General features: G+C 69.7%; 10 protein-coding genes and 1 pseudogene. 4 read left to right on the forward strand and 7 right to left on the reverse strand.

The annotated features are described in order from the left end of the window. Position 1: 1 nt before the first annotated feature. The 6 genes from ACZ6TI_RS47900 to ACZ6TI_RS47925 all read right to left on the reverse strand — a co-directional run bounded on the left by ACZ6TI_RS47900 (position 2) and on the right by ACZ6TI_RS47925 (position 6,712). The gene (locus ACZ6TI_RS47900) at positions 2-1,180 is read right to left on the reverse strand and encodes an ABC transporter substrate-binding protein (protein ID WP_465351995.1); all 1,179 of its coding nucleotides are present in this window, start codon (positions 1,178-1,180) and stop codon (positions 2-4) included. A 90-nt stretch (positions 1,181-1,270) separates the two neighbouring features. Then, entirely contained in the window at positions 1,271-2,419 is a 1,149-nt protein-coding gene (fahA, locus tag ACZ6TI_RS47905) for a fumarylacetoacetase (RefSeq protein ID WP_465351996.1), read from the reverse strand. Further along, positions 2,353-3,108 carry a hypothetical protein gene (locus tag ACZ6TI_RS47910; RefSeq protein ID WP_465351997.1) on the reverse strand — a complete coding sequence of 252 codons (756 nt, stop codon included), beginning with the start codon at positions 3,106-3,108 and terminating at the stop codon, positions 2,353-2,355. Before ACZ6TI_RS47910 ends, fahA begins: the two co-directional genes overlap by 67 nt. Further along, the gene (locus tag ACZ6TI_RS47915; protein ID WP_465351998.1) at positions 3,087-4,262 is read right to left on the reverse strand and encodes a homogentisate 1,2-dioxygenase; all 1,176 of its coding nucleotides are present in this window, start codon (positions 4,260-4,262) and stop codon (positions 3,087-3,089) included. The genes ACZ6TI_RS47910 and ACZ6TI_RS47915 overlap by 22 nt, the downstream gene beginning before the upstream one ends. 12 nt (positions 4,263-4,274) lie before the next feature. Further along, positions 4,275-5,774 (reverse strand): FAD-dependent monooxygenase, encoded by a 1,500-nt coding sequence (locus ACZ6TI_RS47920; protein WP_465351999.1) that lies wholly within the window; start codon positions 5,772-5,774, stop codon positions 4,275-4,277. After that, positions 5,753-6,712: an MBL fold metallo-hydrolase gene (locus ACZ6TI_RS47925; RefSeq protein WP_465352000.1), complete on the reverse strand. Its 960-nt coding sequence runs from the start codon at positions 6,710-6,712 to the stop codon at positions 5,753-5,755. The genes ACZ6TI_RS47920 and ACZ6TI_RS47925 overlap by 22 nt, the downstream gene beginning before the upstream one ends. A gap of 69 nt (positions 6,713-6,781) precedes the next feature. On the opposite strand from ACZ6TI_RS47925, the gene ACZ6TI_RS47930 reads away from it, so the two are divergent. From ACZ6TI_RS47930 to ACZ6TI_RS47940, 3 genes are all read left to right on the forward strand, one after another. Beyond that, positions 6,782-7,480, forward strand: coding sequence for an IclR family transcriptional regulator (locus ACZ6TI_RS47930; RefSeq protein WP_465352001.1), 699 nt, complete (start codon positions 6,782-6,784; stop codon positions 7,478-7,480). A gap of 277 nt (positions 7,481-7,757) precedes the next feature. Beyond that, the gene (locus ACZ6TI_RS47935; RefSeq protein WP_465352002.1) at positions 7,758-7,934 is read left to right on the forward strand and encodes a hypothetical protein; all 177 of its coding nucleotides are present in this window, start codon (positions 7,758-7,760) and stop codon (positions 7,932-7,934) included. 617 nt (positions 7,935-8,551) lie between these two features. Continuing rightward, positions 8,552-10,744, forward strand: a complete 2,193-nt coding sequence (locus ACZ6TI_RS47940; protein ID WP_465352003.1) for an alpha-galactosidase — start codon at positions 8,552-8,554, stop codon at positions 10,742-10,744. A gap of 193 nt (positions 10,745-10,937) precedes the next feature. On the opposite strand, the gene ACZ6TI_RS47945 is transcribed toward ACZ6TI_RS47940, so the two are convergent. Further along, positions 10,938-11,732, reverse strand: coding sequence for a substrate-binding domain-containing protein (locus ACZ6TI_RS47945; protein WP_465352004.1), 795 nt, complete (start codon positions 11,730-11,732; stop codon positions 10,938-10,940). Between the two features lie 237 nt (positions 11,733-11,969). Here ACZ6TI_RS47945 and ACZ6TI_RS47950 point away from each other — a divergent pair. Beyond that, positions 11,970-12,221 (forward strand): annotated as a pseudogene (locus tag ACZ6TI_RS47950) (CocE/NonD family hydrolase); the annotation flags it as partial. Positions 12,222-12,610 lie beyond the last annotated feature (389 nt).

Below are 12,610 nucleotides of genomic sequence, written 5' to 3' on the forward strand. Positions count from 1 at the left end.
GTCAGTTTCCCTCCGGCAGCGTGATCCATTCGTTCGTGACAGGCGTCCACTTGCCGCCCTTGAGCTGGACGAACTTGCTGGCGCTGTTGGAGTTGTGCGTGGGCGCCGCTGCGAACGAGTACGGCGTGCCGACCATGGGGTTTTCCACTGCGGTGAGCCCCTGCAACGCCTTGCCCACCGACTCGCGGGTGACGTCGCCCTCGATGCCCTTGAGCGCGTCCACGAAGTACGTTGCCGCGAGGTATCCGCCCTGGGCGAACGAGTTCAGCGGCACCCCGCCGGCGGTCATCGTCTTCTTCCAGTCGGCCAGCGCAGGGCTGTCCCCGCCGTACGGCTCGAATTCCGAGTTGACGTACAGGTTCTCGCCGTCCGCGCCGAGTGTGCTCGCCACTTTGTCGGTGTAGACCGCGGTGAGCATCACCCAGTCGATGCCGGTGACCTTCTGCGCCTTGACCGCCTGCATCCAGGCGACCCCGGCGACGTCCACCCCGTCGAAGATCACCGCCTGGCAGCCGGCGTTGCGTACCTTCAGCACGAACGGCGTCGGGTCCTCGGGGCCGGGCTTGAAGCTCGTGTCTAGCAACGTCAGCTTCTTGCCAGTGAGCTTCTCCCACCGGGAGATCGCAGCCTTGTAGGCGTCACCCCAGCCGGCGTAGTCCACCAGCACTGCGCAGACCTTGTCGTGCTTGAGGTTCTCGGACGCGAACTGCAGCGACACCGTGATGCCCTGGAACGGCCCGGTGTTCACCGGCGAGATGTTGGGCGAGCTGAAGCAGCCCGGGTCGACCCCGGTGCCCTGCACCGAGAGGATCTTCTTCTGTGCGTAGAGCGCGCCGTTGACGCTGCACTCGAGCGCGCTCGCCGAGCCGACCATCGCGACGACCTGCTCGCTGTCAACCAGCTTGCGGGCCGCCTGCTGAGCCTGTTGCGGATCGACTCTGTCGTCCTCGACCAGATATTCGAGTTTGCGGCCGTTGATCCCGCCCGCGGTGTTGACCTGATCGAAGACCGCTTTGACGGCTTGGGATGCCTCGGGGAAGACGACGGCACCGGAGATCGAGCTGATCGCCCCGACCTTGATCGTGGACTGGGCGGACGAACTCTCGTCGTCGCCGCAGCCGGAAGTGGAGAGCAGCAGGCCGATTCCGGCCACTGCCACGAGAATGCTTGGTCTGCGCATGGCGACCTCTCTCGACGGAGCAGATCGGCTAGTGGTGCGAGTCACACTAGAGACAACATGCATGGCATACAATAGAAACTTGCATGCAATTCAATCGGCGACGATCCGGCCCCGAACCTCGCCGAGGTCCAGGTCACCGGCCCGGGCCGTGATGACGACCTCGTCGCCGTCGGTCAGGAACGCCCGCTCCTCGCCGTTGCCGAGCTTTAGTGGCTCGGCGCCGTTCCAGGTCAGTTCCAGCAGGCAACCCCGCTGGTCCGGCTCGGGTCCCGAGACGGTCCCGGAGGCGAAGAGATCTCCGGTACGCAGCGAAGCTCCGTTGACCGTGAGATGGGCGAGCTGCTGTGCGGCCGTCCAATACATGGTCTTGAACGGCGGCCGGGACACAACTGTCCCGTTGAGACGGACGGTCAGCTCGAAGTCCAGGCCCCACGGATCGGTCTCCCGCAGGTACGGCAACGGCTCAGGGTCCTGTCGGGGAGGAGCCACACGGGCGTGTCCGAGGGCGGCCAGCGGCACCACCCAGGGCGAGATGGAGGTGGCGAACGACTTGCCGAGGAACGGGCCGAGCGGAACGTACTCCCAGCTTTGAATGTCTCTGGCGCTCCAGTCGTTGAGCAGCACCACACCGAAGACATGGTCGGCGAAGGCCCCGGTGCCGACCCGGCCGCCGGGCGCGGGGACACCCACGACGAAGCCGACCTCGGCCTCGATGTCGAGGCGCTCCGAGGGGCCGAAGACGCCGGCCCGCAACTGCCCGGACGGGCGCCGGATCGGCGTGCCGGAGACGACGACCGTGCCGGCCCGGCCGTGATAGCCGATCGGCAGATGTCGCCAGTTCGCGGTGAGTGGCTCACTGCCCGGGCGGAAGATCCGGCCCACGTTGGTGGCGTGGTGCTCCGAGGCGTAGAAGTCCACGTAGTCCGCCACCTCGAAGGGCAGGTGCATTCGCACCTTCGAGCGGGGGATCCGCTCGGCGCCGGCGATCAGGCCGGGCAGCGCCGCGTGGGTCGCCTCCCAGGAGGCACGTCCGCGTGCCAGAAACGCGTTCAGCGACGGCCGGGCGAAGTCGGCGGCGTGCTCCAGGGGAAGGGCGCTCAGATCAACCACATCGTCCCCGATGGCCGCACCCACGCGTGGCGTCTCGCCGGGTCTGCTGAACACGCCGTAGCTCACGCCGGGTCCTCCTTGATCAGGCCCAGCCGGGCCAGCTCGCGCACCGGCTGCGCGGTGTCGCACGAGCCGTAGGACACGAACGCGCGCCGGACTGCGGCCGCCCCCGCCGGGGTCAGCTCCCGGGCGGCCGTGGCCAGCCCGTGCTCGTCCTCCTCGGCGAGCACTGCGACGATTTCCGCGGGGGAGCCGCCGTCCAGGATCCGGGCCACGGCGACGATCAGGTTGAGGAAGCCGTGATGGACGAGGCCGGTCTCCGGGTCTCGTTGGCGCACCGCCTTGTGCAGGCCGGCGGTCGCCTTGAAGGGGATGCCTTTGGTCACGAGGGCGGTCATCAAGGTGGCCAGGTGCTCCGGCGTCGGAAAGAGCTCGGCGCGCAGCCCGCCGCAACGAATCTTGGCAGCTGGAACATCCGCCGGTTCGCTGATCTCGACGAATCGCTTCACGGGGAACGCCGGCTCCTCGCCGGGCAGGTGCTCGACGGCCTCCAGCCGCACGCCGGGGTGATCGTCCCAGTGGTCGATCGCACCGACCACGGACAGCCGGATCGACTCCTCCGGCCGGATCAGGTCGAGGATGGCGGGGACCTTGGAGGCGGCGCAGATCAGCCGCCCGCTGTGCACCGGATGCGCGGCGGCGAGGTCGCGGCGGTGCCGGGCCAGCGCGGCCGGTAGGGGCAGCGCGGACGGCGGGAACATGCCGGCGTCGTCGACCAGCGCGTCGAACAGGCCGCTCATCGCCGGGCCCAAGTCCACGCGTATGTGTCGTCGTCTGCCGCCCGGCCGCCCTCACCGAGCTCCAGCGGCCGGAACGTGTCCACCATGACCGCGAGCTCGTCGAAGTACTCTTTGCCCAGCGACGCCTCGGCCGCGCCGGGCTGCGGGCCGTGGCTGTGCCCGCCCGGGTGCAGCGAGATCGAGCCCTGGCCGATCCCGGAGCCCTTACGCGCCTCGTAGTCGCCGCCGCAGTAGAACATGACCTCGTCGCTGTCCACATTGGAGTGATGGTAGGGCACTGGCACGGAGAGCGGGTGATAGTCGACCTTCCGCGGCACGAAGTTGCAGATCACGAAGCCCGGCCCCTCGAACACCTGGTGGGCCGGCGGTGGCTGGTGCACCCGCCCGGTGATCGGCTCGAAGTCGTGCACGCTGAACCGGAACGGGTACAGGCAGCCGTCCCACGCCACCACGTCGAACGGGTGCTGTCGATAGGTCACGACCGAGCCGACCGGGCCGGCCTTTCCCCGGTGCCGCGTCCACACCTCGACATCCTCGCCGTCCACCAGCAGAGGCTCGGACGGACCGTGCAGATCCCGTTCGCAGTACGGCGAGTGCTCGAGGAACTGGCCGAACTTCGACAGGTAGCGCTTGGGCGGAATGATGTGCCCGTTCGCCTCGACCGTGTACAGCCGCAGCGGGCCCTCCACCGGCACCCAACGGTGCACCACGCCGCGCGGCAGCATCACATAGTCGCCCTCGGTGGCTTCCAGCGTCCCGAACATCGTCTCCACCCGGGCCCGGCCCGCCTCCACATACACGCACTCGTCGCCGATCGCGTTGCGGTAGAGCGGCGAGGCGTCGTCGGCCACGGAGTACCAGATCCGCACATCGCCGTTACCCAGCACCAACCGCCGGCTACGCACCGGATCGCCATCAGGCTTGGGAAACAGCGCGTGCAGCTTCAGATGCCGGGGCTTCAGCGGGTGGTTCGCGACGGTCTCCGCGTCCGGCAACTCCCACACCCGCGAGTCGACCACCGCCGACGGCAGATGCCGGTGATAGAGCAGCGCCGAGTCGGACGAGAAGCCCTCCTCGCCGACCAATTCCTCGGTGTAGAGCCCACCGTCCGGCTTGCGGAACTGGGTGTGGCGCTTGGGTGGCACCGGTCCGACCGAGCGGTAGTAGGCCATGGCTCTCCTTCTTCAACGTCCGCCGAGGGCCCGTTCGACCGCGGCCGGCACGGCGGATGGGTCCGTCAACACAGCGGCGATGTGCGCGTCCGGGCGCAACACCCACAGTTCGCCGGGCTTCATGCCGAGGGTGGCGACCGCCTCGGGATCGGCCGTCTCGGTGGACAACACCGTCATCCCGCGCCGCGCCACCTCCCGCAGCCGTGTGCCGTCGCTCAGCGGACAGTCCGGGACCAGCACACCGGGCGCAGGCGGGTGGACGTGCCCCCGCGGCGGGCGGCCGGTGAAGGGACGGGCCGGATCCGGAGTGGTCAACGGCGAGTCGTGGTACCAGAACGACTCCGCGAGCCGGCCGGAGTCGACCAGGTCTTGCGCGCCCGGGTCGCTCAAGACCTTGTCCCGGTACGCCCGCTCGTCCGCCGTCTGCGGCACCAGAAACCGCATGGTGGCCGACGTGACGTCGAGATTTTCCAGCGCCGCCGCGTGCCGCTCCCGGTGGTAGGACTCGAGCAGGTCCACCGGCGCCTTCTTGTTCAGCACGAAGGCGAGCTTCCAGGCGGCGTTCTCCGCATCCAGCACCCCGGAATTGAGGCCGCGCGCGCCGAACGGCGACACCAGGTGCGCACTGTCCCCGGCGAGCAGCACCCGTCCGCAGCGCATCCGCGGCACCACCCGCGAGTGGAACCGATAGACCGAGCGCCACACGATCTCGTAGGGCCGATCGCCGATCACGTGTCGGATGCGCCGATCCAGCGCGCCGCTCGCCTCCTCGTCGGCCAGGTCATAGTCCGGCGGCACCTGCCAGTCGATCCGGAACGTGTTGTCCGGGCAGGGATGCACGAGCACCTGCCGTCCGGGGTTCCACGCCGGATCGAAGTAGAACCGCCGCTCGTGCTGCCACCCTGGCAGGTCGGCGCGGATGTCGCAGATCAGGAAGAGGTCGGGGAACGTGTCGCCGTCAAAGGTCAGGCCCAGCATGCCGCGCAGGTCGTCACATCTGGGCCCGCCGCACACCAGCGCATAGTCCGCGCGCACCCTGGTGTCTCCGCAGGAGACCGTCAGCCCGTCCGTGTCCTCGTCGATCCCGGTGACCCGATGTCCCCAGCGCACCTCGATCAGTGGTTGCCCGGCGATCCGCCGGTCCAGGATCTCCTCGGTCCGCGCCTGCGACAGGTTGACGAACGGCGGGAACGGCGAGCGCCCCCGATCGACGAATTCCACGGCGAAGAGCTCACGATCACGGTGGTACGTGCGCGCGGTCCGCCACGTGAGCCCTTCGTCCGCGATCTGCCGACCGGCGCCGACCGAGTCCCACACGTCGATCACGTCGCGCTGCTGCACGATGGCCTTGGAGCCCACCCGATCCCGCTCGTCCCGGGCGTCGAGCAGCAGCACCCGCACACCCCAGCGAGCCAGCAGCAACGCGGCGGTCTGACCGACCGGCCCGGCTCCGACGACGACCACCTGTGGTGCGACGGGACCGGCGCCGCTCAGCCCTGCAACGCGTTCCATACCGCCCGGTCCCGCTCGGCCGTCCAGATCCGCGGCCAGTCGACGCCGTCCAGCTCGTCCCACAGCCGCTGCACGTTGAACGGCAGGCAATGCTCGAAGATCGGCCATTTCCCGTACGTGGGCTCGAGCGCGCCGTGCACATCGGCGAACGCCTCCCGCAGCGTGCCACCGCGATCGTGCACCGCCCGGGTGCGGTCCAGCATGACCGTGAGGAAACCACGCGTCTGGGCGATCGCAGCATCTACGGCCGCGCTCCCGTGCGCCACCGCGCCGCGCCCGCCGACCAGCGTCTGCGCGCCCAGCGCCGCCACCCGGTCCAGCGTGCCGGACGCCCAGTCGGCGTGGAACGCGTCGCCGGTGTAGAGCGCCGCCTGCGCCTCGACCAGATCCCCGGCCAGCAGGATACCGGTGCGCGGCAGCCAAGCAACGATGTCGCCGGCGGTGTGCCCCCGGCCGCAGTGCTGCAGCACCAGCTCGCCGCGTTCGCCGCCCAGCTCGATGGTCATCCGGTCGGTGAAAGTGATGTCCGGCCAGGTGAGCCCGGGGATCGACTCCGCGCCGGCGAACAACCGCGGCATCCGGCCCTGCTCGGACTCCCAGTCCTGCTTTCCACGCTCGGCGATAAGCCGCCGGGTCTGCTCATGCGCGATCACGGCGGTCGCCTTGAACGCGGCGGCGCCGAGCGTACGGACCGCGTGGTAGTGGCTCAGCACCAGATAGCGCACCGGCTTGTCGGTGTGCTCACGAAGCCGGGCCAGCCAGCGCTCAGCCATCACCGGCGTCGCCCTCGCCTCGAACGCGACGACGAAGTCCTCGCCCTCGACCGCGGAAACGTTGGGGTCGCCCTCGGCGGTCAGCGCGTAGACCCCCTCGGCGAGCACTCCCAAGGATTCCTCCTTCGCCTCGAGATCGGCGGAGGAGGCGAACGGCTTGACCATGGCCCACCGTATTCCTAATATAGAAATAGTTTTTCTCGACAACCTCAGGATAGACAGGGGGAGCCGCCGGTGGGAAGACCGCGCAAGGACGGCACGGTCACGCCGCACTCCCAGACCCTCGACCGTGGACTGCGGCTGCTGGCCGCGGTGGTGGAGACCGCCGGGCCGGCGGATGTCGCGGCGCTGGCCGAGCGGCTGGATGTGCACCCCTCGGTGGCCTACCGGCTGATCCGCACCCTCGAGGACCATCGGCTGGTGCACCGCACCGCCGACGGGCGGTATGAACCCGGGATCGGCCTCGCCGCCCTGGCCGCCGGGGTGCGCCGGCCCGTGCAGGACGCGGCAATGCCGGAGCTCACCCGGCTGGCCGGCGAAGCGGGCGAGACCGCGTTCCTGGCGATCCGGGACGGCGACGAAGCGGTCACGCTGGCCACGGTGGAGCCACCGCACGGGCCGGCACACGTCACCTATCGGCCCGGCACCCGGCACCCCGTCGTGCTGGGCGCGCCCGGGCTGGCACTGCTCGCCGGCGGCCCGCCGGTGCCGGGCGAGCGCGCCGAAGTGACCGAGGCGCGGCGCCGGGGCTACGCGACGTCGGCCGGCGAAGTGCTGCCCGGGCTCTCCTCAGTGGCGTCACCCGTGGTCACCGGCTCGGGCCGGGTGGCGGGCGCGGTCGCGTTGGTGTTCCTGCGACACGACCACGATCTGGACCGGCTCGGCGTGCTGGTGGCATTGGCGGCCGGGGGAGTGGCGGGGAAGCTGACGTGACGCCGTCAGCTCACTCTTCGGAGGTGGCCGCTGCTGCACGGCCAGGGCGAGCGCGTTCGTGGCGGAACGCCCTTTCACAGCACCCGGGTGACGTGCTCGGCGGCGCTCCGCTGCCTCCTGGTCCGAGCTGCACAGCGTTCCCTTGACTCGGGAGGGGCATTGAAGATCGAATATCTCGGAAGGCTCCGGAGCGAGGCGTGGGCAGTGTTGCTGAGAGATTGGGACCGGTCGTTGCGAGCCGGCAATCATCCGGAGACCACCCGGTATGACTACGTGCTTGCGGCATCGCAGCCGGCTCGAACTCGGCTACGAAAGCGTCGACATGATCTCCGAACCCGGACTCACCCTCACGCTGTATGCCGCCGAGCCCGCTTCCCCGACCGCGCACGCCCTCGACCTGCTGGCCTCCTGGACCGCCAGCGAGGAAGGTGCAGCGGCCAACCCCACAACATGACCGCCATGACGAGGCACGTCCACACCCAACGCAACACGTGATCACCCCTCAGCTCAACGAGATTGGCAGCGGATCCGGCGTCAGCGCCTGACACGTCTGAACTCGGGACGGTCATGTCCCTGGGGTGCCCTCTCAGTACGCCTATCAATAGAAACTCCCCGGCAAGGTCGCCGATGCGGTTTGCTAGAGGCGAAGCAGACGGTCACGGCTTATCTGCAGGGCCCAGACTCCCTCAATCGACGTACTCAGACTCAGCGGGACCGGTTTCCGACGGGTTGATCTCGATCGGTCGGGTAGGCATCGTTCCCGTCAGCTGGCCGAGCGCTGCTCCTCCCCACCTCACATTCGTCATCGAGGAGGCCGGCGGCGGCGCCCCGCCGAACATCGACTGCCCGTGCGAGCGCCGCACCGCTTGAACCCTCTCGCATTTCCTGATCACCGCCGTGGACGCATCACGATCGCCGCAGCGATCGGTCCCCTCACCACCTATACGCCTCGGGCGAGCCGGACGCCGACCCGCACGTGAGGTTGATCGCATCGATGTTCGGATCCGGTCTGTCAACAACGTATCGAGAGAGAGGTCGAACATGACGTCAGCAACGGCCACGCAGGGTGACATGACAGCGGAGGATCTGTCCGTACCGCTTCATTGGCGTGCCGGCGGGGTGAGTCTGGTGCTGGACTGCTCCGGCCCGTTGCTGCCACGGGTGCTGCACTGGGGCGCCGACCTCACCGACCGCTCCGCGCGGGAACTGGCCGGCCTGGCGGTCGCCGCGATACCGCACCAGGTATCCAGCAACATCGATGATGTTGTGCCGGTCAGTGTGCTGCCCGAGCAGTCGGTCGGCTGGACCGGCACGCCGGGCCTGACCGGGCACCGCGACGGTGCCGCCTTCTCCACCGCCTTCACCGTCCAGCGGGTGGCGCGGGAGACGGCGCAGGCACCGATCGCCCACCGGCTCACGGTGGCCGCCCGTGACGCCGCGGCCGGGTTGTCGCTGCTGCTGGAGTTCGAGATGACCGAGTCCGGACTGGCGCGGCAGCGGGCCACGCTGACCAACACCGACACCACCGCCGGCGCAGGCCGGTTCACGCTCGACAGCGTGCTGCCTACCCTTCCGGTGCCGACGGAGGCGACGGAACTACTCGACTTCACCGGACGCCATCTGCGCGAGCGGATCCCGCAGCGGCAGCCGTTCACCGTCGGCACCCGGCTGCGGGAGAACCGGCGGGGGCGCACCGGCGCGGACGCCTCGATCATCCTCGCCGCTGGAACGCCGGGCTTCGGCTTCTCCACCGGCGAGGTATGGGGCATCCATGTGGCGTGGAGCGGCAACCACCGTACGCTCGCCGAGCGGACCTCGACCGGCGTCTCATTGCTCGGCGGCGGTGAGCTGCTGCTCGCCGGCGAGGTGCGGTTGGCGCCTGGCGAGACCTACCGCAGCCCCTGGCTGTACGGCTCCTACGGGCGAGGCCTGGACGAGTTGTCCGCACGGTTCCACCGTTACCTGCGCGGCCGTCCGCAGCATCCCCGGTCGCCGCGACCGGTGATCATCAATACCTGGGAGGCGGTCTACTTCGACCACGACCTGACCAGGCTCACCGCGCTGGCGGACGCCGCCGCGCGGGTCGGGGTCGAGCGGTTCGTGCTCGACGACGGGTGGTTCCGGCACCGCAGGAACGACCACGCCGGGCTGGGTGATTGGTTCGTGGACGACACGGTCTGGCCCAAGGGTCTGCACCCGCTGGTCGACCACGTCCGCGGACTGGATATGCAATTCGGGCTCTGGGTCGAGCCGGAGATGGTCAACCCCGACTCCGACCTGGCCAGAGCCCACCCCGAGTGGATCATGGCGACCGGTGGGCGGCTGCCACCCGAGTCCCGGCACCAGCAGGTCCTCGACCTCGGCCACCCCGGGGCGTACTCGTACATCCTCGACCGCCTGGACGCGCTGCTGTCGGAATACGACATCGCGTATCTCAAGTGGGACCACAACCGGGACCTGATCGAGGCCGGCCACTCCCCCGGCGGCGAGGCCGGTGTGCACGTGCAAACCCTGCAGCTGTACCGGCTGCTGGACGAACTGCGGGCTCGGCACCCCGGCGTGGAGATCGAGTCCTGCGCCTCCGGCGGCGCCCGGGTCGACCTCGGCATCCTCGACCGCACCGACCGGATCTGGACCAGCGACTGCAACGACGCGCTGGAACGGCAGTCCATCCAGCGCTGGACCGGCACGCTGCTGCCACCGGAGCTGATCGGCGCCCACGTGGGACCCACCGTCTCGCACACCACCGGGCGCACGCACACCCTCGACTTCCGGGCCGGAACGGCGCTGTTCGGCCACTTCGGCATCGAATGGGACCTGACCCGGGCAGACGCGGCCGACCGCGAGCGGCTCGCCGCCTGGGTCCGGCTCTACAAAGAGCTGCGTGGCCTGCTGCACAGCGGCACCGTCGTACGCTCGGACCACCCGGACCCGTCGCTGTGGATCCACGGTGTGGTAGCCGCCGACCTCTCCCAGGCGGTGTACGCCGTTGTCGCCACCGCGACCGCCGTGTGGTCACCACCCGGCAGAGTGCGCCTGCCCGGGCTGGACCCGGACGCCGTCTACCGGGTCGCGCCCCTGCCACCCGGCGACCAACTCGCCGGGCCAACCCCGCACCCGCTGCCCTGGTGGACCAGCGGCGTCGAGCTGAGCGGCCGGACACTCGCCGTCGCGGGACTCCAGGCGCCCGCACTCTTCCCCGAAAGGCTCGTCCTGATCGAAGCCACCCGGCAGCCTGATGGTGCGCCTGCTGACACGCCTTGACAGAGCCCAGCCCGGGGCGGCTCAGCCGCTGCTCACCTCGGTGATCGCGCCTACCGCCGGTGTGGGCACAGTCGTCCGAGCCGTCGCCGTCGTCGTGTAGGCGAGGCACCACGGTCGTGCGCCTCGACGCTCCGCGAGCCCGTGCGGGCAAAGAGCTCCGATCGTGACCCGGATCCGCCCGCCGGCGGCGTCATCAGGCGGACTCGCGGATTTCGAGCCGGGTGTGGTAATCGACCGGTTCCGCGGGGACCCGCTCGTAGGCGAGCGCGGCGGTCACCGTGTCCGCGTAGTGCTCGGCGATCGCCGTGAAGTCCTGGACGACCGTGGTCAGCGGCGGGCAGGCCACCGCCGCGTTGGGGATGTTGTCGACGCCGATCACCGCCATGTCGCGGGGCGCCCGCCGGCCGAGATGCCGCAGCCCGGCCAGCACGGCCATCGCCACGTCGTCGTTGAACGCGCAGATGCCGGTCACCGGTGGATCGGCGGCGAGCCAGGCCCGGACCGCGTCGGCGGCCTCGACCGGCAGCAGCGGAACCGTCCGGACGTCGGGCTCGGGCAGGCCGAGTTCGGCGCAGACGCGCCGGACGCCGTCCAGGCGCGGTTCGGCGAAGATGGCGACCCGCGCGTCGTCGGGATAGGCGTATCCCAGCCGCCGGTGGGTGGCGGCCAGATGACGTGCCTGCACGGCGCCGACCGAGTTGTCGCTGCCGTTTGTCTCGAACGGCCCGGGCTCCGCCGGGTCGGACAGCCCGATGATGACCTCGATCCCGGCTGCCTGCATCGCCGCCGCGTCGGAGTCGGAGAACTCCTTGAGGACCAGCACGGCTGCCGGGGTGAGTGCCTTCCAAATCTCGCGCAGCGAGCGGGCGCCGTGGATGCTGGAGTGGACGCCGAAGGTGAGGTTGCGGCGCGCGAAGGCGAGGGTCATCTCCTGGATAAGGTGCCCGATGGCGTGGCCGAGTGGCCAGTCGTGCAGCAGGCCCAGCACGATGTCAGTGCGCCCGATCCGGAGGTTTCTGGCCGCGGGCGACGGCGCGTAGCCGCCCCGTGCCGCATGCGCGACGGCGTCGCCCTGCGCGCAGACATCTCCGGCCCCGCGCCGGCGAACCGCTACCCTTGCTGGTCATGCGGTTGCCCTACGGTAAACGCGTCTGGGCGGCCGAGGGCGGGATACATCGTCGTCGTGCAGGACATCCGCGGTCGTTTCGCCTAGGAGGGACTATTCACCCCGAACACTCAGGAAATGGACGATGGCCTTGATACGTTGACCTGGGCCGCCGGGCTACCCGGAGCGAACGGCGTCGTGGGGACGTTCGGGCCCTCCTACCTCGCCCATGCCCAGTGGGCGGCGGCGCTCGGTGGCTCCGAGACCCTCCGGTCGATGATCACGATGGTGTCGCCGAACCACTCAGCGGTGGACGGCTATCTCGGACGGGGTGGCGCGATCGAGCTCGGAAGCCGGCTCGGCTGGGCCTAGGATTCCATCGGACCGGGTGAGGCCGAGCGGCACCCCCGTCCGGAGCCGGTGGCCACGGGCGAGTCGCTCCAGCAGCGATTCCACGACGGCTCGGTCTATCGCGAGCGGCCCTTTCGCACGCTCGCCGCAGCGGAACCGCTCCTCGGACCAGTGTTAGAGGTCTGGGGGCATTCGCCGGCCGAATTGGCCGAGGACCCGACGATGACGGCCGGCCGATACGACCGGGTCGAGTAGCCTGTCTTCCTGGTCGGCGGCAGTCTACCGACGTGGTGCTGAACACGGCTGTCACGCGGTGCTGATAGGACCGCTACGGGATGTTCACTAGGACCGCACCCTCGTTCACACTTGCACCCATCAATATCGAGGCCGGCAGCGCAGGAAGTCGTTTG

Source organism: Actinoplanes sp. NPDC051388 (genome assembly GCF_055586225.1).

What these genes read in the sequence shown, in the direction of transcription:
- ACZ6TI_RS47915 (WP_465351998.1), bottom strand. Translation starts at nt 4,262, where the DNA reads ATGGCCTACTACCGCTCGGTCGGACCGGTGCCACCCAAGCGCCACACC.
- ACZ6TI_RS47940 (WP_465352003.1), top strand. Translation starts at nt 8,552, where the DNA reads ATGACAGCGGAGGATCTGTCCGTACCGCTTCATTGGCGTGCCGGCGGG.
- ACZ6TI_RS47920 (WP_465351999.1), bottom strand. Translation starts at nt 5,774, where the DNA reads ATGGAACGCGTTGCAGGGCTGAGCGGCGCCGGTCCCGTCGCACCACAG.
- ACZ6TI_RS47925 (WP_465352000.1), bottom strand. Translation starts at nt 6,712, where the DNA reads ATGGTCAAGCCGTTCGCCTCCTCCGCCGATCTCGAGGCGAAGGAGGAA.
- ACZ6TI_RS47900 (WP_465351995.1), bottom strand. Translation starts at nt 1,180, where the DNA reads ATGCGCAGACCAAGCATTCTCGTGGCAGTGGCCGGAATCGGCCTGCTG.